This is a genomic window from Streptomyces sp. NPDC028907, assembly GCF_055564995.1.
In genome coordinates, this window is sequence record NZ_JBVHVE010000001.1 from 908911 (window position 1) to 932024 (window position 23114).

Below are 23114 nucleotides of genomic sequence, written 5' to 3' on the forward strand. Positions count from 1 at the left end.
CCGAAGAAGACGCGTGCGAACGGCGAAGGCACCATCTACCAGCGCAAGGACGGCCGCTGGGAAGCCGCTGGCTACGTCCTCGCCGCCGACAGCACCAGCAAGCGCGTCCGCGTCTACGGCAGCACACGGAGGGAAGCCGCCGACAAACTCACCGAGAAGATCGCCGACAGCAACCGCGGTCTACCCGTCGCCACCGCAGACAGCACCGTCGGCGACTACCTCACCTACTGGCTCGGCAGCGTCGCCGCCCACCGGCTCCGCGAGAACACCCACACCCGCTACGCCACCTGTATCCGCCTCCACCTCATCCCCGGCCTCGGCACCAAGAAGATCGCCCGGCTGACCGCGAAGGACGTCCGCACCTTCCTTGACCGGCTCCGCACCACATGCCAGTGCTGCACCCAGGGACTCGACAACGAACAGAAGCAGTGCTGCGCGATTGGCGACTGCTGCCAGAAGCGGCTGTCTCCCTCGACCGTGACCTACGTGCACTCGGTCCTCAAGTCGGCACTGGAACATGCTGTCCGCGAAGACGAACTGCCCCGCAACGTCGCCCGCAACGTCAAAACCACCACACCCCGGCCCAGGCGATACCAGCCCCTCACTGCGACCGAAGCCCGCCACTTCCTCGACGCGGCCCGCGCCGACCGGCTGCATGCCCTCTACGAACTCGCCCTGCGCACTGGGCTCCGCAAAGGCGAACTCCTCGGCCTCCGCTGGGAAGACCTCGACCTCAGCACAGGAACGGCCAGTATCCGCCGTTCCCTCCAGCGCACCCGCACCAGCGGCCTCACCCACTTGCCCACCAAGACCCGCGCCTCCGAACGACGCATCGCGCTCCCGACCGAATGCATCCACAGTCTCAAGAAGCACCAGGAGCGGCAGAACAACGAGCGCGAGACAGCGGGACTGGATTGGAGAGAGCGCGGTCTCATCTTCACCACCCCGACTGGCAACCCTCTCGACCCTGCCAACCTCACCCGCCGCTTCCGCGGATTCCTCGACCGGGCCGGGCTCCGGCGCATCCGCTTCCACGACCTCCGCCACTCGACCGCCACCCTGCTCCTAGAGCAAGGCGTCGACCTCGTCGTGATCAAGGAGTTGTTGGGACACGCTCACATCGGCGTCACAGCCGGCGTCTACGCCCACGTACGGCTCCGCCTCCAACGCCAAGCCATCGACACCCTCGGCCACGCCCTCGGCCAGAACGACGACCCTGACGGCCCACGTACCGCAGCCGTTGTCCGCTGACGTTGCCGTCACCGTTGCCGTCAAACACCTCAGAGGCCCCGCTGGAAGTTTCAGCGGGGCCTCTGAGGTGTTATCCAGGATCATTAAGCTACCGGAGCACGCGCGGGGTCGAAGCGATCCCACGCCAGGCTCCAAAGCGCGTCAAATCCATGCGAGTAAGCAAACTCCCGCTCCGATGAATGAATCGGATAGGCGCCGACAACTTCGACCAGATCCAGCATTCTCGCGCCACCCTCAATGTCACCCAGATTGAGGGGCCCCGATCCAAGCTCAACGGCGGGTTCAGCCAAGACGATGCTATTCATGGAAGAACCTGCAACATAGGGCTCCTTATAACCGAGAACTTGCCCCGGATTAAAGGGGCAGATGCCCCGCAATGCGGCAACCACCCTTGCGGGAACCTGGGACCATTCGACGTCACCAGAGCGGACGGTGACGCACAGTTCACGCCCCTTTGTCCCCCAATCTGGATGACTGGATAGGGAGAGTCCGTAGGTGAAACCCGTAACATATCCGGGCTCCGGTGTTCCGATGTATGAGATGGCCCGAACCGGCCCGTCCCCTCTCACCCGCGGTTCAACATCGCTGATGACGGGCTCCACACCGGTGAGCGCAGAGAGAAGCTCACAGTATCGATCGAACCGGTCAAGCGTGTCACGGACAGCCATCATGCCCCCTGAGTAAGCACTGATCATGAAACAGGTGGGTGCTGCCGGCCTCACGCGCGGCAGCACCCACCCCACTACTCTCTTTTACTATCCAGCCGGTGGATAGAAGTGCCCCAAGGCGGCATCCCACCACTGGGTCTTGCTGTGATCGATGTATGAGTTGAACTCCTCGATCCTACCGGCCGGAATTCTCCATTCGGTTAGACCGATAACACCATTCTTGTTCGGCAACTCAAATTCGAGATCCCCGAAGGCTTCCCGGAACCCCGGCTTCATCACAAACCGATGGAATCCCATGTCATGCCCGTTTCCGGCATACTGTGCGGCACCCTCCGGCTTGTTGGAGAGGTAAGCAGTGGGATGAGGGCCTGAGTGATTATCCGCATTGAGACCCCGCGCCTCACTCGCTCGCTTTCCTTCGGCCGGTGAGCGGTAGAGAACGGTCTCTCCGCAGTTATGGACGAGGACGGGAGTGGCACCCGCCAGCACATAGTACGTGTGAATGTCGGTGACAGTGAGGTTATGGACGATGGCGTTGGTTGCGGTCCAGGCCCGGACCGCGGTGATCTGGACGTGAGTGCCACTGCCGGTCTGGAGCCAGGTGTCGGCCTTGAGTTGGTCGGCGCGGAGCCATTCGCGGAGTTGGGGGACCCAGAAGGGGTGGCCGTCGGTAGCGGTGACGGTCTCGGTCCGGGTGCCGTTGTGGCCGTCGGTGTCGATCGTGACCTTGACGAGGTGCTTCTCGCCCTTGCCGATGATGGCGGCGGAGACGGTCTTGGTTTCGGTTGTGCCGGTTTCCGGGTCGGTGGCGAGGACCTTGTCGCCGGGTTTGATGTCCTTGATGAGCTTGGTGGTGCCGTCGGCCATCAGGACACCGGTGTCGGGGGTGAAGCTGTTTTTGGTGCAGGAGGCGGCTGCGCCGCTACCGCCGTTGCCGGGGCTCGATCCTCCGCTGTCGCCAGTCTTCTTCGCTGCCGCGGCTTTTGCTTCCTCGGCTTTCTTCGCTGCCTTGGCGGCGTCGGCCTGTTTCCTCCAGTCGGCATAGTCCTCGGCGTACTTGGCCATGGCTTTGGCGTCTGCTTCGGAGCGGCGCAGCACGCCGGTGGCCCATTTGACCTCGTCTCCCCACTTGCGGTAGGCGCTCCAGGCCCTGTCCAGTGCCTTGACGATGCGTTTGGCTTTGCCTGCCCAGGGGAGTACGGCTTCGGCGGCGAGCATGCCGCAGGTGAGGAGGTCACCGCCGAGGCATGCCTTGATGTCGTTGTAGCCGCTGACGTCCTTGAGCACTTCTTTGGCCACCCGCAGGGCCACGTCTACAGGTCGTTGGGTCTTGACCCAGTTGGCTTGCTTGACGTCGGACTCGCTGACGGTCCGGGTGGGGGGAGCAGGTGGCGGCGGTATGTAGCTGTCGCCACCGCTATTGCCGCCGCCTCCGCCGCCTCCGGTGTGTACGGGGCCGGGGCCGCACTCGTTCCAGCCGCCAGCGCAGTCTGCCAGGCGCAGGCCGGTGGGGTCGGAGAAGGTGATCGGGCTGTTGCCGGCGTAGGCGTAGGGGTGGAGGGCCGCGGAGTCGGCGGTGTCCATGAGGGGGTCGACGGAGATGAACCGTCCGAGTGCCGGATCGTATTCACGGGCGCCGAGGTGGGTCAGGCCGGTGGATTCGTCGAGGGTGCCGCCGACGAAGCCCTTCTCTCCGGGCCACAGTGAGGGTGTGGTGCCGCGGGCTTCGCCGAAGGGGGTGAACTTGCGGCGGGTGACGGCCTTGGTACTGGCGTCCACGGCGGTGGTGGCGGTGCCGTTGCGGTCGCTGAGCAAGTAAGAGGTGGTGATCTCGCCTGCTTGTGCGGTGCGGACCATGACGGGCCCAGCCGGGTGCTGGTAGTAGCGGGTGCCCTTCAGCGTTGAGGTGGCTTTGTCGAGGCGAACCTCGGTGCCGGGGAGGTAGAGCGTGGTTCCGGTGGGGTCGCGGCGGATGAGCCGGTTCCCGCCCGCGTCGTACACGTACTCGGTGGTCTTGTCGCCCTCGGTGACGGACTTGAGATGGCCTTCAAGGTCCCAGTCGAGGTTCTGGGTGGCGCCCATGACGGCGCGCTGGATGGTGTTGCCGGCGCTGTCGTAGTGGTAGGTGTCGGTTCGCTGTCCCTCGGGGCCGGTGGTGTTAACGCTGCCGAGCCGGCTGGTGGTGGCTCCGGTTTCGTAGGTGTAGGTGCGCTTGACGTCCTTGGTGGTGTCGCCGGTGGGGTTGTGCTGGTGCTCGGTCTTGCGGTTGCCGACCGCGTCGAAGGTGTAGGAGGTCCAGTACGGGTCCGGGCCGCCGACCTTGGGGCCGCCGCTGGGCTGGGTGGTGGCGGGCTTGGCGGCGCAGTCGTCGGTGGCGGTCCAGGCTTCGGTCATGCGCCGCTGGTAGTCGTAGGCGAAGCACTGGGTGTCGGTGGTGGCCGCGGTGGGGTTGGGCCCCTGGGCGTCCTTGATCCTGAGGATGTTGCCAGTGGGGTCGTAGGCGGTGGTGGTGTCGCTGATCCTGGTGGTGCTGGTGGTGCCGGTCTCCTGGTCGTGGACGGTGCGGGTGGGGCGGCGGGTCTGCTCGTCGAACTCGTAGCTGGAGATGAGCTGCTGGCCGGCCGGGCCGACCCGGGTGCGCAGCAGGTCACCGAGGGGGCTGTATTCGGTAGAGGCGACGAACGTCTTTCCGGCCACCGCCATGGTGGTGATCTGGTCCAGGCCGTTGTAGCCGGTGCTGACGCGTTCCCGGGGGAAGCCGCCTGCGGCCGGCTGGATCTGGGCGATCGGCTGGCCGACGGTCTTGCTGTAGTAGTTCGTGTAGAGGTACTCGCCGGCGAGTTTGCCTTCCTCGGCCGGGATGGTGATCTTCGTGCCGGTGGGGCGGTATTCGGTGTCGTACCCGGTGATGGCCTGGGTGTAGGCGGCGCCGTCGATGTAGCGGGTGGAGGCGACGGGCAGTCCGACCGCGCCGGGCAGGCTGTCGTAGGTCTGCTCGGTGAGTCTGGTGCCGTCCAGCGTGGTGTCGTGGGTGGCGGTGACCCGGCCCAGCGCGTCGTAGGCGAAGGCGATGGTCTTCTTGTTGTTCGTGACGGTCAGTACACGGTCACCCTTGTCGAAGACGGTGGTCGTCGTGCCCTTGTCCGGGTCGGTCGTCTCATGGAGACGTCCGCGCAGGTCGTACTTGTAACCCCAGGTGTTGCCGCCCTGGTCGGTCACCGATTCCAGGCGACCCTTGCGGTCGTACCGATAGTTGATGGCGTCGTAGGCACCGGTTGGGGAGGACCCCTTGAACTGCTGCAGCTGGGTCTTGCGGCCCTGGGCGTCGATCAGGGACTTGGTCGGAGTGTCGCCCTGGGGCGGGTCGACGGCGATCCAGTCACCGCCGTAGGTGGTGGTCGTGCGCCAGGTCTCCTGGCCGAGTTTGCGGGAGACGGTCGCTACCGGGCGGCCCATGCCGTCGTAGTCGGTGCGCGTGGATGAGGGGATCTCGTTGTCGTTGGCGTCGAACAACTCGGGTTCGGGGGCGGAACTGTTGAAGTAGGCGCCGTTCTCCTTCCAGACCAGGCCGCGGCTGTCGTAGAAGGTGTCGGTGACGACACGGCCTCCGTCGAGGGCCTTCTGCTGAGTCTGGATCAGCCGCAGCATGCCGTCGTAGAGGTCGTAGCTGGTGCGGTAGGTGCCGTTCTCGAGCAGCCTCTTGTTGGTGATGACTGTCGGGCGGCCGTCGGAGCGCACGTCGTAGTCGAACTCGGCGTCGGGGATGGTGGTGGCCGGGTCGCGGTCGGGCGACCAGGTCTTGGTCAGGCGTCCGAGTGCGTCGTACTCCATGGAAGTGCGGCGCTTGTTGGTGTCCTCCTCGGCCAGGATCATGCCCCGGCCGGCGTCGAGTTCGACCGTGCTGCCGTGGCCGAGGGTGTTCGTCGTGGTGATCTTTGTGGCGATCGAACCGGCGGCCGGCGCGTAGGCCATGGTGGTCGTCTTGCCGTAGACATCGGTGACCGAGGTGGGACGGCCGTAGGCGTCTACGGTGGTTTCGCCGGTCAGGGTGTACTTCGGCGTGGACCCCTCGTACGAGGAAAGGGACTCGCCTTTGATGACGTTGCCCTTGTCGTCGTAGTGGACGCGGATGTCGGAGACGACGTCCGCGGGACGCGCGATGCCGGTGGCGTCGCATGCTTTGGCGAGGGTCTCGATGCGGGTCTGCAGCGCCGGCATCCAGGTAGCCGAGCCGGTCAGGTACTCGTAGCGGGTGCAGGTGTCGTCGTCGCTCTTGGAGAGGTCGCCGCGGTCAGTGGTCTCCTTGACCAGACCATAGGAGCCGTAAGTGTGCTCGACGGCGGTGCGACGCTGTCCGCGCCCGTCGGACAGGACAGTGCGCGAGGCGGTCTTGGCCGGGGTGCTCACCCATGCTTCGAGGGGCTCGGCGCCGTCGGTCCGCTTACGGGTGGCCGTGGGGCCCTGGCGGCCGGGGCTGTAGAGCGTGGCGGACTGCAGCGGTCCACCCTCACCATTGTAATAGAGGGTTTCACGGACCTGGCCCGCGTACTGTTCCAGGTCGTCGGTCGTGCCGCCCTCGGAGTCGGTGATCTGAACGGCCCGTTTGCCGTCGGTGGCGGACGGCAGTCTGTCGCCGTGCATGCCGCGGTAGTAGACGTTCTCCACCATGGAGCGTTTGTCCGGGGCGATGCCTTGGAGGGTGCGGACCTTCTGGTAGCCGCGCCACTGGTTCCAGGTGCGGGCCTTCTCGCTGAGCATCTCGCTGTCGTCGTCCCACGCCCAGGCGGGCTTGCCCACGTACTCGTAGGCGACTTCCTTGGCCGTGGACAGGTCGTTCTTGTCCTGTTCGCGGACTTTGGCCACGACGTGCTTGTGGAACCAGTCGGTGGAGTAGATGCGCTTCATTCCGGTCGGGTCGGTCGGGTCCGCGGACTCGACCACCACCGGGTAGCAGCGCATGGTGTTCGTCTCGGGCGAGGCAGGCAGCTTCTTCGGGTCACTCTGCGCACTGCACTCCGTAGGCAGGTATTCGACGCCGATGACACCGCCCGTCTCGGTGTGGACCTGCTCGATGCGCCAACGCAGGTAGGGCGGATTGCCGTCGGTGTTGTCGTCGACCCGGTTCGGCAGCTGCTTGCCGGTGAAGGTGACCGCAGGCATGGTGACGGGTGTGCTGTCGGGGCCGTTCTTGCCGGTGTGCTGGATCTTGGCGAGCCACAGTGGGTAGTCGCCGTCGACTCCGCCGTCCCCGGTGGGCGGGAAGTTCTGCGTCAGCTTCCAGGTGTCCACCGGCTCGTGCTTGCCGCTCTTGAGGACCTCGGTCGTCACCGCGGTCAGCTGTTTGCGGCTGAAGAAGGTAGGGGAATAGCGGTCCTTGCAGTCCTTGCCCTTGGCGCACAGCTGGTCGGCCGGCACGTCGGGCCAGTTGCGGGCCACCTCCCAGGTGGCCTCCGGCGTCAGCTTGTCCTCGGCGCAGTCGAAGGCATCGGTCCTGACGCAGCGTTCGGCGACGGTGAAGGACACCCGGGCGGGCGCCGCTGCGAACAGGTCGGTGTTGCGCAGGCCGTAGTCGATGCGCTCGAGCCAGCCGCCGCGGTCGTAGCCGCGGTTGGTGGACTTGCCGTCCTTTTGGGCGTTGGAGCCGTAGTGGTTGCCTTCCTTCTTGTACCAGTAGGTCATGGCGTTGCCCCGGGGATCCACGACGTAGTCGAGGTTCCAGCGCCACACCTGGTCGCACACCGAGTCGGCGTAGGACGCCTTGTAGCAGTCCTCTCCGGGATGGTTGCCGTAGACGGGCACCTTCCAGGCGGAGTTGGTCTGCGCCTTGTCGGCCTTCCACTCCGGGAGCAGGTTCAGTCCGAAGTAGTACTGCATGCCCTGGGTGGTGGTCACACGCCAGTACTGACGGGCCACACCATCGATGGTGTCGGAGACGAGGTCGACCTTCGAGCCGTCGTCACTGGCCGGGCGCCACTTCTTGGTCTCGTCGTCCAGGACGAGCTGGGTGGAGGCCCCGTTCAGCGACATCGTGACCATGGGCGGGCCCTGACACAGGTCGCCGGTGGCCTGATCGGGGTTGTTGTACCCACTCTTCTTCCGGTCGTTCGCACACGGTACGAAGGTCCGCTCGACGAAGTTCGATCCCAGGTCCCAGCCGTCACCGACCCAGGAGGCCTGCTGGGACGAGGCGGAGGTACGGCCGTCCACGGCGGCGGAGGAGTACGAGAGCGCCAGGGCTGGTCCCGGCCCGCCCAGGGAGGCGGGCACCTCCATGGGGTACGACCATGAGAAGCCGCCCGAGGAACCGCCCCCCTGCCACGATCCGGACGCGGACAGCGATGTGGCCCGGTAGTCGCCCTTGGCCCCCTGCGCGCCGGCGGTGGCGGCGAGCACCACCGGGGAGCCCGCTGTGCCGTCGGCGGTCACCGCCGGCAGCTGGATGTGGGCCTTCAGCGTGCCGGTGGCCACATCGTTCTCGGTGACGACGGGCGTGCGGGCCTGGCACTTCGCAGCAGCCGGATCCGTGAGCACACACGCGGGCAGCGCGAGGAACTTCAACCGCGAACCCCAACCGCCGCCGTAGGCGTTACGGAAGCCCGTGTAGTCCAGTTCCACCTCAAGGGGGGCCGAACCGGCGGCGGTGTCGGCGCGCTCCACCGTGAGCAGTACCCCGTCGACGCCGGCCCGCATGGCGGCCTTGCGGTCCCGCATCGTCACCTTGGCGCGCATCGGGTCCTGGGTCGCGGACGCACCGGTATTGCCCTTGGCGGACGGCTTGGGTCCTGCTGCGATACGTACCGGGAGTGTTCCAGCCCGCACCTTGGTGCCCTGCTTGCCCGGAGCGCCTTGTGCGGTGCGTGCGCCGACCGCCTGCGGAAGGTCCACAGCAGAGGTGCCAGGCTTGGGCCAGACGACACTCGGCGCCTTCTTCCAGGCGCGTTTCTGGGTCTCGTCCGCGTGCTTCTGGGGACGTAGCTGCACGGATTTCCCTGACACATGGGCCAGCTCTTGCTTGTCCGGCAGCGAAACACCCTCCGCCGCCTGCGCCGGAATTGCGGGCAACCCGGACATTAAAAGCGCGCTTGTCACGGTGGAAAGGACGAACCGAGCGCGTCTGCGCTTTCGCGTCCGGCGTTCCCCATCCCCCGCACGCATGCCGAACGACTTCAACCCAGCCCCCTGGATGGTCACAAGTTGCCCCGGAAGCTATCACTGGGTGATCACAAGCGAAAGGGCGGATTTTAACCAGGTCTTCACGTGCGGCCGGAAATAGCTACCGCATTGCCCCGCAGACACGGCTGAAGAGCGTCAATACCTGCCACAAGGTGCGTTGCTGTGTCAGTCGGGGCAGGATCGCCACGGACGCTCGCAGGCTGCTAGAAAGCTGTGCACACAGGCCTCGCAACGGCACCAGCCAGCCACGTCGGCAGGGAACGGAGCGAGACATTGGGGGGCCGTCGAGCCATACGAAGACGGCGACGGAGAAACGAGAAGAGATTTCCTTGACATACACGAAAAGGGCCGCTCCCGGCTCCGGGGGGACACGCAGGAAAGCAACATCCGCGGTTACCCTCATGGCCCTCGCGGCAGCCACCCTCGCACTTCCTGCGACAACCAGAAGTGCATCAGCAGATGAGTCCGACACCACCCAGTCCACGCTCACGGCAAACGAACAGCAGCAGAAAGAGATAGGCCGAGGGAAAGCCGAAGCCAAAGAAACAGGTAAACCTGTAGAAATACCGTCGGGGCGCACCGAGACCGAAGAGCTCTACGTGAACCCCGACGGAACACTCCGTGTCGACCAAGCACTCGTACCCGTCCGCACATGGCGCAACGGCTCCCTGGTGCAGATCGACACCACACTTGCGGTGGAGAACAACCGCGTCGAACCGAAAGCCGTGGGTCTCGACCTCTCCTTGTCCAACGGAGGGGACAAGGAGCTGGCAACGCTCGGCAGCTCCGGCAGACACATCACCCTGACCTGGCCCAACACCCTGCCGAAGCCGACACTGGACAACAACACGGCGACCTACCCCGAGGTGTTCCCCGGAGTCGACCTCAAGGTCACCACCGGCAGTTCCTCGTTCTCCCACTCCCTGATCGTCAAATCCGCCCAAGCAGCCCAGAACCCCGACCTCGAGACCATCACCTTCGGAATCGACACCAATGGACTCGATCTCCAGGCATCACCAAACGGCGAGGTACGCGCCGTCGACGCCGCAGGACAGACCGTCTTCGCCACCCCGACACCCCGCATGTGGGACTCGGCAGGCGCCACACCTCAGATCGACACGAAAGCAAAGACTCAAGCCACCACCGCCGAGGAACCCGACACACCACGCGACCCCGCCGAAGGATCCCCAGAAGGCTCACGACAGGGCGACCTGAAGGTCGCGCTGGATGACACCACCCTCACGCTCACCCCCGACCAACAACTCCTCACAGCACCCGACACCGTCTTCCCCGTGGTCATCGACCCCACGTGGGCCAAGCCCGCCTGGAAGAACGCCTGGTCAGTGGCGTACAAGCACACCGCCTGGCCCAGTACCGCCAGCACCGTCTACTACAACGGCGGAACTCTCTCCAAAAGCGCCCGTGTCGGCTACGCCAACGACAACGAAAACGGTGGCACCGTCCGAGCCAACACCTACTTCCGCATCGGAACGGGCAATCTGGCCGGCAAGCAGATACTCGAGTCCACCCTGCGCATCAAACAGACCCACGCCGGCTCCTGGTCCTGCAAGTCCGGACAACTGCAGATACGCAGTATCGGCAAAACCCTTCCCACGAACATCACCTGGAACAACCAGCCCACCTGGGGAGGCGTCGTCGACTCCTCCGGAGAATCATTCGGCGGCCGCAACTGCCCCGCTGACAGCGCCGGACTCGTCGAATTCGACGTCACTTCGGCGGTCAGCTCAGCCGCCCGCGGCAAATGGGCCAACTGGGCGTTCGTCCTGACGTCGAAGAACACCACCATCGACACCTCGTGGCGGCTCTTCGACCCCAACACGGCCCGCATTTCCACCTACTACAACACTGCTCCCGCCAAGCCCACCGAACGCTCCATCAACCCCTCCGTCCCATGCGCCGGCGGCACCATCGGCCTGACCGACTACATCACCCTGCGCGCACGTGTGAAGGACGCTGACGACACCACGCTCACCGCCGAGTTCCTCTACGCTCCCCTCAACGCCGACGAGGACGTCATCCGCAACAAGCGCACCGCGGCACGCAACACGAACGCCTCCCTGCGCATCGACACCAAAACGCTCGCCACCGGCACGTACTAGTGGGACGTGAGGGCCAGCGACGGACGCGCCAACAGCCCCTGGGCCGGCCGCTGCAAGTTCAGCATCGACAAAGACCGCCCCTCCAACCTGCCCGGAGTCACCTCCCAGCAGTTCCCCGCGGACACCGACGGAGCCCCAGCGCGGACCGAGGGCACCTTCGTCTTCACCGCCAACAGCATCAAGGACGTCACGCGCTACGCCTGGTGGACGGAAGACGACACCACCGAGCGCTACGTCGACGCGGTCACCCCCGGCGGGCCCTCCCCGGCAGTCAAGTACACGCCCGTCGCCGCAGGACCGCAGTATCTGTACGTCCGCAGCCTCGACGCCGCCGGAAACCGCTCCGACGTGCGCAGCCACCTCTTCATCCCGACCCGGTCCGCCACGCGCGACAGACCCGGCGACCTGAACGGGGACCACAACGTCGACTTGTGGTCGGTAGACCCGGGCTCCGGCGCGCTGCGACTGCACCCCGGCCTGGGCAACGGCAAATTCGGCGTCAGTCGCGACGCAGCACCATCTTCCTTCGCCGGCATGTCCTTCGCCCACCGCGGCAGTTGGAACGAGGACTACTACGAAGATCTCATCGCCCTCCAGGACGGGGCCGAAGACCCCAACCGCAAAGAACTATGGGTCTACGCCAACAGCGGCAACGGAGAACTCGCCCGTGACGGCAGCGGACGCTTCGAACTCACGGTTCTGGAGGACAGTGAGAACCACTGGCACAACGCCGACCAAGTCCTGTCCATCGGCAGCCTCAACGACGACAACGGCGACGGCGAGATCAGCGACGCTGACGCCCCCGACCTGCTCGTCAAGGCGCAAGGCCAACTGTGGTTGTACCTCGGCTCACAGGGGAGTCCCTACCTGGACGAGGTCAGCTTCGGGGCCATTCTCCTCGGCAACGCCGACTGGCAGAACATGACACTCCTGGCACCGGGAGACCTCAACGGAGACAAACTCCCCGAACTGTGGGCTCGCGACACCCAGAGTGGAAGCATCCACCAGTACACCAGCCGCGTGACGAGCGACACCGACTCCCTCACCGTGGCCGATCTCGCCGTCTACGGCGATCCCACCGTGCGCCAGAACGCCATCGGCAGCGGCTTCACCGGCACCCGATACCCGCACCTGTCCACCAACGGAGACTTCGAGAACAACGGATACGCCGACCTCTGGGCACGCGACGGAGAAGGCAAGGTCATCGAATTCCCCGGCCAAGCCCTCACCAGCGGCAGCGCCTTCACAACCCCACGCGACCTGGTCATGAGCGGCACCCCCTGGGCGGTGTGCGAATCCTTCCCCGCCACAGCCGCCTCCACTGCCACACACCAGCTGTGCGGCCCCGTGCTGGCCAAGTACAAGGCTCTGGGCGGCCCGTCCTCCTTCGGCTACCCCAGCACCGACACCGTCACCGCTCCGGATAAAGTCGGCCGATACGCCCATTTCAAGTCCGACGGGTCCACCAGCATCAACCGCTCCATCTACTGGAGCCCGAACACCGGAGCCTGGGCCGTACGCGGTGCCATCTGGGCCAAATGGACAGCCATGGCCCGCGAAGGCGGAATCCTCGGCTACCCCACCAGCGACGAGCGACGCACCAGCGACGGGACCGGATTCTTCGCGACGTTCAGCAAGGGCGGACGTGCCGGAGCCATCTACTGGGTCTCCGAGTTCGGGGCGCACTCGATACAGGGCGGCATCTATGCCCGCTACCGCGAGATGGGCGCCACAGTGGCCCTCGGCTACCCGACCACCGACGAACTGATCCTCTCCACACGTTCCGGCCGCTACCAGCACTTCCGCCAGCGCGACGACGCGGTCGACACCGGATCCATCTACTGGAGCAGTGCCACCGGCGCCTGGCCCGTGACCAACGCCATCCGCACCAAATGGCTCGCCCTGAAGGGGACCGACGGATGGCTCGGCCTTCCCCGCTCATACGAGGAAGAGGTGACCGGCGGCGTCAGCACCACTTTCGAGAACGGCTACATCCGCTGGAATCGGTACAGCCGCACAACCCTCGAGCACAAACCCGAGGACCGCACGGCACACCTGCGCACCGACCTGATGGGCGACGTCGACGGTGACCAACGCTCCGACCTGATCACGGTCTACAACTACGCAGAAGGCACCGCCTCGCTGCACACCCTCACCGCCGACGAGCAGGGCCACTTCGCTCCCCCCAAGCAAGCCTGGGTCAGCGGCAAGGGCAACTTCTACTACGAGCAAGCCCGTTACACCGCAGGCGACTTCAACGGCGACGGCCGCGACGACGTCGCCGCACTCTACGGATACTCCGACGGAACCGTCGCCGCCTTGACCTTCGTCAGCGAGGGCGACGGCACCTTCAGGCACTGGGTCAAAGGCGCTGCACTGCCTGCAGACTGGGACTGGGACCGCACCAAGCTCGTCGCCGGCGACTTCAACGGCGACCAACGCTCCGATCTCGCAGTCGTCTACGACTACGGCGACGGCGTCACCGGCACCCACACACTGCTCGCGAAGACCGACGGCACCTTCAACGCCCCCACAGCCAGCTGGAAATCCGGCAGCGGCAACTGGTACTCCTCCAGCGTCACCTACTCCGCAGGCGACGCCAACGGCGACGGCCGGGACGACATCATCGCCTACTACGGCTACGGCAACGGAGAGGCAGCACTGTTCACCCTCCCGGCCACAGCCGACGGAGGCTTCACCACTCCCGTCAAATCCTGGACGGCTGCTGCCGGCATCTGGAACCAGGCCGACATCAAATTCACCACTGGTGACTACAACGGTGACGGCCGCCACGACGCCGCCTTCATCTACGACTACGGCGACGGCGTCACCGGCGCCCACACCTTCACCGCCAACACCAACGGAGGATTCGGCGCTCCCGCCGCCAGCTGGAAGTCCGGCACCGGAAACTGGCACTCCAGCAGCACAGGCGCCGCCGTATCCGGCGACACCAACAACGACGGCCGCGCAGACATCGCCACCATGTACAACTACGCGATCGGCGCCAGTCGCGCTTACACCCTGCTCAGCCAGCCGGACGGAACCTTCCCAGGACCGCGCGGATCCTGGTATGCCGACCCCGGCACCTGGTAACCACTAACAACACCAGACCCCAGAGCCGCCGAGCAGCATGAGTTGCTCGGCGGCTCTGCCATCCCCTCACCATGCAAGACGATGCGTATCGTCTCCACTCGCACGACACCTGAAGCCCGAGATCCGCATGGCACGCCGGCGCCCGCTCCAGACCCCGCCCACACATCCCCGTCACCCCCTAACCGACATGGCCTGCAAGAAACTTGACGAATGCTCACTTTGCCCAACTGACAGCCCATCAACAGACTGCCCTCCTACGGTGCCGTGCTCATGACGGACACTTCAGGCACCCCGAAGGCAACCCCCACCCCCCTCGGCCGCCGCACCGTACTGATCGCCACCGGCGCCGCGGCCGCCTCCCTGGCCGTCACCGCCGCCGCACCCGAAGCCCCCACAGCCGGGGCGGCCGACACGGCCCCCGTCGCCGCCGCGGCCGTCTGCGCCCTCACCAAGGAGATGACCGAAGGCCCCTACTACCTCGACGGACAGTTCGTCCGCGCCGACATCAGCGAGGACAAGACCGGCATCCCGCTGGAGCTCACCCTCACCGTCGTCGACGACGACACCTGCGCGCCGCTGAACAGCGCCCTCGTGGAGATCTGGCACTGCGACGCCCTCGGCGAGTACTCGGGCTTCGTCGGCAACAACGGCCACGACGAGCCCGACAACGGCACGTTCCTGCGCGGCGGCGTGCTCACCGGCCCGGACGGCGTCGCGCGCATCACGACGGTGTACCCCGGCTGGTACCGCGGCCGGTGCGTCCACATCCACGTCAAGGTGCACACCGACGTCACGCTCACCGGCGCCGGCTCCTTCACCGGCGGTCAGGAACTCCACACCGGCCAGCTCTTCTTCGACGAGACGATCACCACGAGAGTCGCCGCGCTCGCGACCTACGCCGCCAACACCGTCCCGCGCACCACCCTCGCCCAGGACGGCATCTACGACGACGGAGGCGCGGCGTCGGGGCTGCTCACCCTGACCGCCCTGGGCAGCGGCCCCTCGGCCGGCTACGCGGGGGCGCTCACCCTGGGAGTGGAGAGCTGACCCGACCCCGACGGGACAGGCGTCAGGCCGTGCCCGGCCTCTCAGGCGCCGGGCACGGCCTGACGTGTCCGCGGGGGGCCGCGGGGCTACTCGGTCACTTCTCCGGGCACTGCTTCCATGCCAGGTGGTACACCGTGCTGATGTCGCCGTCCGTCGAGTCCATGGTCATGAAGCTGACCTTGCTCGCCGAGGACGAGCCGAGGTTCACTCTCAGCTCGGTGTTGATGTTGAAGTTGCGCTGCACTCCGCAGGGCGCCCAGACCAGTTGGGCCCAGTCGGTCTCGTCGGTGGCCTGCCAGTTGTCGTTGAGCGGGCCGCTGAAGGGGTGGCTGCGGAACTGTGTGTTCGGTGAGCCCTGGAAGTAGTACGAGGCTCTCTGCATGGCACTCGCGCCGGACTGGAGGGCGGCGAAGCCGCGGTAGTCGGCGCTTGCGATGGCGTAGGTGAAGCCACCGGGGACGTGCACGACCAGGCTGAGCTGGCAGTTCTTACGGAACGCCGTGGGGTCGGAGTTGCCGCCGACCTGGGCGAGGTAGTCGCTGTACGTCACGGTGAAGGCGGTGTTGTCCTCGGAGACGGCGACGGCGGTGGTGCCCTGGGGGCAGCCGGAGCCGTTCACCGTGGCGACCTTGATGACGATCTTGTCCGGCGGCGGGTCTTCGAACGCCGGGGTCGCCTGCGCGGGCAGTGCCGCGGTGAGCAGAGCGGCGAGTGCGCCGCCGCTCAGCAGGAATCGCAGGAGTCCACGTGCCATGGAGCGCTCCTTGGGGATGGGGGGTGGCTGTACCCCCGGCCCGCGCCCACCTGTTGAATCTTTGAAGAATCAGTGGGTTTTCTGTGAAGTCCGGAGGCGTACGCATCGTAGGAGTTGCGCGAGCCGCCGACAGGGCCAACTCCAGCCATTCACAACGCGGTTGAGCGCCGCGCCCCCAGGTGGCCGATTCCGGTCGGTCAGACGCCGACGGACTGGCGCTCCGCCACGGGCTCGACCCCGGCCGTCCGCGACTCCTTCAGATGGGCGCGGATCGAGTACGTCAGGGCGGCGGCCCACAGGCCGTACAGGGCGACGTACACCGCCACGGCCGTAGCCCCGGAAACCGCGAGCCAGTCGCTGTTCAGCAGGGTGCGGACGTTGGTGACGAGGATGACGCCGCCCACCGCGGAACCCAGGACGCGGGGCGGCAGGACGCGCACCAGCCAGGCGGCGATCGGCGCGGCGACCAGGCCGCCGGCGAGGAAGGCGGCGACCCAGACGAAATCGATGCCCTGCGAGCCCAGCGAGAACAGGAAGCCGAGGCTCGCGGCGACCGCGACCAGGAACTCACTGGTGTCGATCGAGCCGATGACCTTGCGCGGTTCCATCCGGCCGGAGGCCAGCAGCGCGGGCGTCCCGACCGGCCCCCAGCCCCCGCCGCCCGTCGCGTCCAGGAAGCCGGCGACCAGGCCGAGCGGGGTGAGGAAGCGGCGGCGCAGGGGCAGGCCCACGCGGTCCTTGGGCAGGCCGCGGAAGGTGAAGCGGGACATGACGTACACGCCGAGGCCGAGCAGGATCAGGGACATCAGCGGGGCGGCCACGTCGGTGGACAGCTTCGACAGGACGGTCGCGCCGAGGAAGGCACCGACCGCGCCGGGCACGCCGATCCTCCCGACGACCTTCCAGTCGACGTTCCCGAAGCGCCAGTGCGCGGCGCCCGACATCAGCGTCGTACCGATCTCGGCGAGGTGGACGGTGGCGGAGGCCGCGGCCGGATTGGTGCCCAGGGCCAGCAGCAGGGTGGTCGAGGTCACCCCGTAGGCCATACCGAGGCTGCCGTCCACGAGTTGGGCCCCCAGGCCCGCGAGGGCGAGCAGTATCAGCGTGCGCATGCGGCCGGTCCCGTCTTTCCGAGGTTTTCCTACCGGGTTGGTAGGGATGGACGGGACCGGACCTTAGGGCATCAGGCTGGGGGCGAGCTGTGAGTGTCCGAGGTGTGGGACGGAGGTCCAAGGCGTGGACGTCCGTCGATCTCAGCTCAGCCGGATCACGTTCCAGGACAGCGGTTCCAGTACGGCGGTGAGGCGGCCGTCCTTCAACACCGTGCCCTCGACCGGGTGCGGGGCGACCCGCTCGGGGTCGTCGAGGGTGTTGCGGGCGTCCGGGTCGGCGTCCGCGAGGGCGCTGTGCTCGACGACCCGCGTCAGGTCGAGGCCGTTCAGGGCGACCTCCAGGGGCAGCCCCTCGGTGCGGCTGCGGTTGACCGCGAACACGGTGACCGAGCCGTCCTCGGCGCGTACGGCGGTCGCGTGCAGCAGGTCGGCCTCGCCGTACTTCTTCGTCTCGTACGTCGGCGAGTCCACCCGGACGTCCAGGACCTGGCCGCGGCCGTACCGCGAGGCCTGCGCGAACGGGAAGAACGTCGTCTGCCGCCACGCCGGGCCACCCGGCTCGGTCATGATCGGCGCGATCACGTTGACGAGCTGGGCGAGGCAGGCGACGGTGACGCGGTCGGCGTGGCGCAGGAGAGCGATGAGGAGGGAGCCGAAGACGACCGCGTCCAGGACGCTGTAGTTGTCCTCCAGGAGGCGCGGGGCCTCCGCCCAGTCCCGCGCGCCGGAGTTCTCGATCTCGTGCCACTCCGAGATGTACCAGACGTTCCACTCGTCGAAGGAGAGGTTGATCTTCTTCTTCGACTTCAGCTTCGCGCCGATGTGGTCGGCGGTGGCGACCACGTTCTCGATGAAGGACTCCATGTCGACGGCGGAGGCCAGGAAGGAGTCGAGGTCACCGTCCTCGGGCTGGTAGTAGGCGTGCAGGGAGATGTGGTCGACGAGGTCGTACGTCTCCTCCAGGACCGTCGCCTCCCAGGCGGCGAAGGTCGGCATGGCCTGGCTGGAGGAGCCGCAGGCGACGAGTTCGACGTTCGGGTCGATCTGGCGCATCGCTCGGGCGGTCTCGGCGGCGACGCGGCCGTACTCCTGGGCGGTCTTGTGGCCGGTCTGCCAGGGGCCGTCCATCTCGTTGCCGAGGCACCACAGCTTGATGCCGAAGGGGTCCTTGTCGCCGTGCGCGGCACGGAGGTCGGACAGGGCCGTGCCGGCGGGGTGGTTGGCGTACTCCTGGAGTTCGAGGGCCTCGGCGACGCCCCGGGTGCCGAGGTTGAGGGCCATCATGGGCTCGGCCTGGGGGCCGACCTTCTTCAGGAAGGCGATGTACTCGGAGAGGCCGAAGCGGTTGGTCTCGGTGGAGCGCCAGGCGAGGTCGAGGCGGCGGGGGCGCTCCGCTGCGGGGCCGACGCTGTCCTCCCACTTGTAGCCCGATACGAAGTTGCCGCCGGGGTAGCGGATGGCGGTGACGCCGAGTTCGCGGACGAGGTCCAGGACGTCCTGGCGGATGCCGTCCGCGTCCGCGGTGGGGTGGCCGGGTTCGAAGATGCCGGTGTAGACGCAGCGGCCGAGGTGTTCGACGAAGCTGCCGAACAGGCGGGGGTTGACCTCGCCGATGGTGAAGGCGGGGTCGAGGGTGACGCGGGCGGTGCTCATGGGCGCCTTTCGGGGTGGGTGGTCTCTGTTTGGGTGGCGGCTGCTGGTTTGTGGGGGCTGGTCGCGCAGTTCCCCGCGCCCCTAGAGGACGATCGGCCAGCCGTTGGTTTTCCAGTGCAGTCGGTTCAGGCCCAGCTTGGGGGTGCCTTCGTCCTCGGCGTCGTAGTAGTGGTAGGCCAGCCAATCGTGGCCCTTGGCCCGGAACACCGACTCGCCTCCCGTGCCGACGAAACGTCCATGCCCTGCCAGCAGCAGATCGCCGCCGCCTTCCAGCAACGGTTTGCCGGTGCTGTCGACGTAAGGGCCCGTGATCGTCGTTGCCCTGCCGACTCTGATCTTGTACGTGGAGTTCACTCCCGCACAACAGGCGTCGTACGACGCGAAGAGGTAGTAGAAGCGGCCGTGCTTCACGATGTACGGGCCCTCGACCGCGTACGGGGCGTCCGGGCGGGTCGCCAGGTGGTGGACCGTCGTTCCCGGGACCGCCTTGCCCGTCCTCGGGTTCAGCTCCACCATGCGGATACCCGTCCAGTACGAGCCGAAGGACATCCAGAGGCGGCCGTCGGTCTGGATGATCGCCGGGTCGATGGCGTTCCAGGGGTCGGTGGTCTCGGAGGTGAACACCTTGCCGTGGTCGGTCCAGGTGCCGGGCATGCCCGAGCGCGACGTCGCGACGCCGATCGCCGAGTGGTTGGTGCCCCAGCTGGACACCGCGTAGTACAGCCAGTACCTGCCCGCGCGGTACGAGATGTCCGGCGCCCACGGGTCACCCGTGTCGTTGTACTCGTACCACCAACTCGGCGGCTCGGCGAAGGCGTTGCCCTCGTCGGTCCAGTGCACTCGGTCCTTCGAGAGGCGGGCGCCGATGACGCCGCCGGTGGAGTACGCCACGTACTGGCCGGACTTCAGCCTCAGGACGGTCGGGTCGTGGATGATCTGCTGGCCGACGACCGGGAGTGGATCGGGGTAACCCTGCGCCGCCTGGGCGACGTTGGGGAGGAAGGCCAGGACGAGCGCCGCCGCCACGGCCGTCACCGCTCTGCGCACCCTCACTGTCCCGCCAATCCCGTGTGGGCGACGCCCGCCACGATCTGTCGCTGGAAGAAGACGAAGACGACGATCAGGGGCAGGCCCGCCATGAGGCCGCCGGCCATGAGCTGGGCCCACTGGATGCCGTAGGAGTTCATGACGGTCGCGATGCCGTTCGGCATGGTCATCAGGTCGGGGTTGTTGGTCACCATGTAGGGCCAGAGGAAGTTGTTCCAGGAGGCGATGAAGGTGAAGATGCCGACCGCCGCCAACGACGGCCTCGCGAGCGGGACGACGATCGTGAAGAAGACCCGCCAGCGGCCGGCGCCGTCGATGAAGGCCGCCTCCTCCAGTTCGCGTGGGATGCCCTGGAAGAACTTGTAGAGGATGTAGACCATCGCGGCGGGCGCGCACTGGGGCAGGATCATGCCCCAGTAGGTGTCGACCATCCCCATCTGCTGGACCGTGGTGAACAGCGGGACGCCGAGGACCGCCGGGGAGATCATCAGGCCTCCCATGACGATGCCCATGAGGACGGTCTTGCCGCGGAACTCGGTGCGGGCGAAGCCGTATCCGGCGAGGGCGCTGACCGCCAGCACCACGGAGGTGACGCAGACCGACACCACCAGGGAGTTGACGAACCAGTTGGTGATGTTGCCGGTCTCCCACAGCCCCTTCCACGCCTGGGCCGTCCAGTCGTCCGGCAGCCAGTGCGGCGGGATCGCGGCGGCCTCCGCCTCGGACTTGAACGAGGTGAGCAGGGCCGCGGCGATCGGTGCCACGAAGACGGCGGAGACGGCGACGCCGAGGATCGTGAGGACGATCTGGCTGGGCGTCCAGGGCCTGCGGGGGCTCTTGCGGAGCTGTACGGCGGTGGTCATCGGCCGCCCTCCTCACGGTTGCGCAGCAGCCACATCCGGGCCAGGGCGACGACTGCGATGATCACGAAGAAGATGATGGACATCGCGGAGGCGTAGCCCACGCGGTAGCTGGTGAAGCCCTGTTCGAGGGTGTACTGGACGAAGGAGCGGGTGCTCAGCTCCGGTCCCGGCGAGAAGTCCATCATCACCACCGCCTGGTCGAACAGCTGGAGCGAGGCGAGGATCTGCAGGGCGATCACCAGGCCGGTGATGTTGCGCAGCATCGGCAGTGTGATGTGGATGACGCGGTGCCAGGCGTTCGCGCCGTCCAGTTTCGCGGCCTCGTAGAGGTGGTCGGGGATGCCCTGGAGGGCGGCGAGGTAGAGCAGGAAGCTGAAGCCGACCGTCCACCACAGGGTCTCGATGACGATGGCGAGCATGGCGTACGACTTGTCGGTCAGCCAGGGTGTGGTGAGCCCGAAGGTCTCGTTGATCAGGCCGATGCCCTGGGTGAACAGCCACTGGAACATGTTGGCGGCGACCGTCGAGGGCAGCAGGAACGGCACGAAGAAGCACAGCCGCCACAGCCATTTGCCGCGTTCGATGTTGTGGGCGAGCATCGCGAGGAGGAAGGCGAGGACCGTGATGCAGGGGACGACCAGCAGCGTGAAGTAGGCGCTGTGGCCGAGCGCGTCCCACATCGCCGAGTCGTTCAGGGCCTCGCGGTAGTTGTCGAGGCCGACGAAGCTCGCGCCGTCGCCGGAGATGTTGGCGTCGGTGAAGCTGAGGTAGACGCCGCGCAGCAGCGGCCAGATCACGAACAGCGCGAACAGCGCCAGGAACGGCGCGACGAACCAGCCTCCGTGCTGGAAGCCCTGCCTTCGGCGGACCGTCGCGGTGGCGGTCGCGGTCCTGGCGCGTGCCGGTGCGACGGCGGTCTGTGCTCCGGTCGTCATGTGCGCGCTGGTCGTCATGCGACCGCACCTCCCTGCGCGGCGGTTCTGCCGTCCATCGGGTTCTTCGAGGCGAGGAGCTTGGTGAGGCGGCTCTTCATCGTCCCCGCGACCTTGCCGGGCTTGGCCGAGCCCATCGTCGAGGAGACGACGACCGGGCCGAGGTCCTGGGCGAGGACGCCCGTCGAGCCCGCGAACCACACCTTCGGCTCGGTGGCCTGGTGGTCCATGGCGCTGACGTACTCGTTCTGCGGGGTGAGTTTCCGGTAAGCGTCCGTGGAGAGCGTCGGCGTGTACGCGGGGATGTGGCCGCCGGCCGCCCACTGGAGAGCGTGCTTGACGACGTAGGCGGCGAGTTCGTGGGCGCCCTCGTTGGTGGCGCCGCCGCGGTCCGACTGGTGCGGCAGGACGAAGGCGTGCGACTCGGCGTGGGTGGCCTGCTCGCCGAAGACGGGCGGCAGCGGGGTCGCGCCGTAGTCCAGCTTCGCGCCGGAGAAGACCGGCACGGACCAGTTGCCCTCCCAGGTGAAGGGGGCGCCGTTGACGAACTGTTCGCCGGTGGGGGCGCCGGGGATGACGTAGCCGTCGGTGACGTGCCTGCGGAGGAACTCCAGGACCTGGGTGGCCTTGTCGGTGTCGAAGAGGACCTCGGTGTTGTCGTCGTTGAACCACCGGCCGCCGAGCTGGGTGTAGAAGGCGACGAAGAACCACCATTGGAAGTTCTGGTCGTTGGTCCACAGACCGATCGTCTGGAGGCCCTTCTTCTGGACCGCCTTGGCCTTCTTCAGGACGTCGAACCACTCGTCCGTGGAGCTGACCGGGATCATCCGGCCGTCGTCGCCGAGCAGGTCCGCCTTCCTCAGCACGTCCTTGCGGTAGAAGCAGAGCTGGACGTGGATGTCGAGCGGGAGGGCGTAGAGCTTGCCGTCGATGATGCCGCGCTGCCACAGGGCGGGGTTGTAGTCCTGCTCGCGTACGCCGTACTTGGCGAGCAGGTCGACGTCCCAGGGGTCCAGGAGGCGGCCGGGCGAGAAGCCGGTGACCCGGCCCATGTGCATCACGCCGAGGTCGGGTGCGCGGTTGCCGGCCGCGGCCATGGCGAGCTTGGTGTAGAAGGGGTTGCCCCACTGGAGGGTGGAGTCCTTCACGTCGATGTCCGGGTCGGCCTGCCGGAAGGCGTCCAGCATCGTGATCATGTTGGCGCCGTCGCCGCCGCTGAAGAGGTTCCAGTACCGCACTCGTGTACGCGCGTCGGAGGCGAGCGCGTCGGCGCCGGTCCCCAGTGCCGCGAAGCCGAAGCTGCCGGCCACCGCGAGTCCTCCGGCCGTGGCCAGAAGTTGCCTGCGATTCAGGCCAGGTCGTCCCATTCCCTGCCCTAACTGTTCGAGATATCGAATTTTG

13 protein-coding genes are annotated in these 23114 nt (G+C 66.8%); 4 read left to right on the plus strand and 9 right to left on the minus strand.

The features are described 5' to 3' along the window. The first annotated feature begins 33 nt into the window (after positions 1-33). The gene (locus ACZ4UU_RS04065) at positions 34-1251 is read left to right on the plus strand and encodes a tyrosine-type recombinase/integrase (RefSeq protein ID WP_468036421.1); all 1218 of its coding nucleotides are present in this window, start codon (positions 34-36) and stop codon (positions 1249-1251) included. Positions 1252-1334: 83 nt separating this feature from the next. On the opposite strand, the gene ACZ4UU_RS04070 is transcribed toward ACZ4UU_RS04065, so the two are convergent. Next, positions 1335-1946, minus strand: a complete 612-nt coding sequence (locus tag ACZ4UU_RS04070) for a suppressor of fused domain protein (RefSeq protein WP_468036324.1) — start codon at positions 1944-1946, stop codon at positions 1335-1337. A 60-nt stretch (positions 1947-2006) separates the two neighbouring features. Next, positions 2007-8900 (minus strand): RHS repeat-associated core domain-containing protein, encoded by a 6894-nt coding sequence (locus tag ACZ4UU_RS04075; RefSeq protein ID WP_468036325.1) that lies wholly within the window; start codon positions 8898-8900, stop codon positions 2007-2009. A 593-nt stretch (positions 8901-9493) separates the two neighbouring features. Between ACZ4UU_RS04075 and ACZ4UU_RS04080 the strand changes: the two genes are divergently transcribed. From ACZ4UU_RS04080 to ACZ4UU_RS04090, 3 genes are all read left to right on the plus strand, one after another. Beyond that, complete coding sequence (locus ACZ4UU_RS04080) at positions 9494-11212, plus strand: DNRLRE domain-containing protein (protein ID WP_468036326.1); 1719 nt, start codon at positions 9494-9496, stop codon at positions 11210-11212. A 6-nt stretch (positions 11213-11218) separates the two neighbouring features. Then, positions 11219-14305: an FG-GAP-like repeat-containing protein gene (locus tag ACZ4UU_RS04085; protein ID WP_468036327.1), complete on the plus strand. Its 3087-nt coding sequence runs from the start codon at positions 11219-11221 to the stop codon at positions 14303-14305. 270 nt (positions 14306-14575) lie between these two features. Continuing rightward, positions 14576-15352 (plus strand): intradiol ring-cleavage dioxygenase, encoded by a 777-nt coding sequence (locus tag ACZ4UU_RS04090; protein WP_468036328.1) that lies wholly within the window; start codon positions 14576-14578, stop codon positions 15350-15352. A gap of 94 nt (positions 15353-15446) precedes the next feature. Here the strand turns inward: ACZ4UU_RS04090 and ACZ4UU_RS04095 are convergent, their stop codons facing one another. From ACZ4UU_RS04095 to ACZ4UU_RS04125, 7 genes are all read right to left on the minus strand, one after another. Then, positions 15447-16106 (minus strand): DUF4360 domain-containing protein, encoded by a 660-nt coding sequence (locus ACZ4UU_RS04095; RefSeq protein WP_468036329.1) that lies wholly within the window; start codon positions 16104-16106, stop codon positions 15447-15449. A 197-nt stretch (positions 16107-16303) separates the two neighbouring features. Then, positions 16304-17218, minus strand: a complete 915-nt coding sequence (locus ACZ4UU_RS04100) for a sulfite exporter TauE/SafE family protein (protein WP_468036330.1) — start codon at positions 17216-17218, stop codon at positions 16304-16306. A 141-nt stretch (positions 17219-17359) separates the two neighbouring features. Further along, positions 17360-18871, minus strand: a complete 1512-nt coding sequence (gene arfA, locus ACZ4UU_RS04105) for an arabinosylfuranosidase ArfA (RefSeq protein WP_468036331.1) — start codon at positions 18869-18871, stop codon at positions 17360-17362. Between the two features lie 81 nt (positions 18872-18952). Next, positions 18953-19924 carry an arabinan endo-1,5-alpha-L-arabinosidase gene (locus ACZ4UU_RS04110; protein WP_468036332.1) on the minus strand — a complete coding sequence of 324 codons (972 nt, stop codon included), beginning with the start codon at positions 19922-19924 and terminating at the stop codon, positions 18953-18955. Beyond that, positions 19921-20781: a carbohydrate ABC transporter permease gene (locus ACZ4UU_RS04115; protein WP_468036333.1), complete on the minus strand. Its 861-nt coding sequence runs from the start codon at positions 20779-20781 to the stop codon at positions 19921-19923. Before ACZ4UU_RS04115 ends, ACZ4UU_RS04110 begins: the two co-directional genes overlap by 4 nt. After that, on the minus strand, positions 20778-21716 hold the full coding sequence (locus ACZ4UU_RS04120; RefSeq protein ID WP_468036422.1) for a carbohydrate ABC transporter permease: 939 nt from the start codon (positions 21714-21716) through the stop codon (positions 20778-20780). The genes ACZ4UU_RS04115 and ACZ4UU_RS04120 overlap by 4 nt, the downstream gene beginning before the upstream one ends. Before the next feature lie 14 nt (positions 21717-21730). Further along, positions 21731-23080: an extracellular solute-binding protein gene (locus ACZ4UU_RS04125; RefSeq protein WP_468036334.1), complete on the minus strand. Its 1350-nt coding sequence runs from the start codon at positions 23078-23080 to the stop codon at positions 21731-21733. Between the last annotated feature and the right edge of the window lie 34 nt (positions 23081-23114).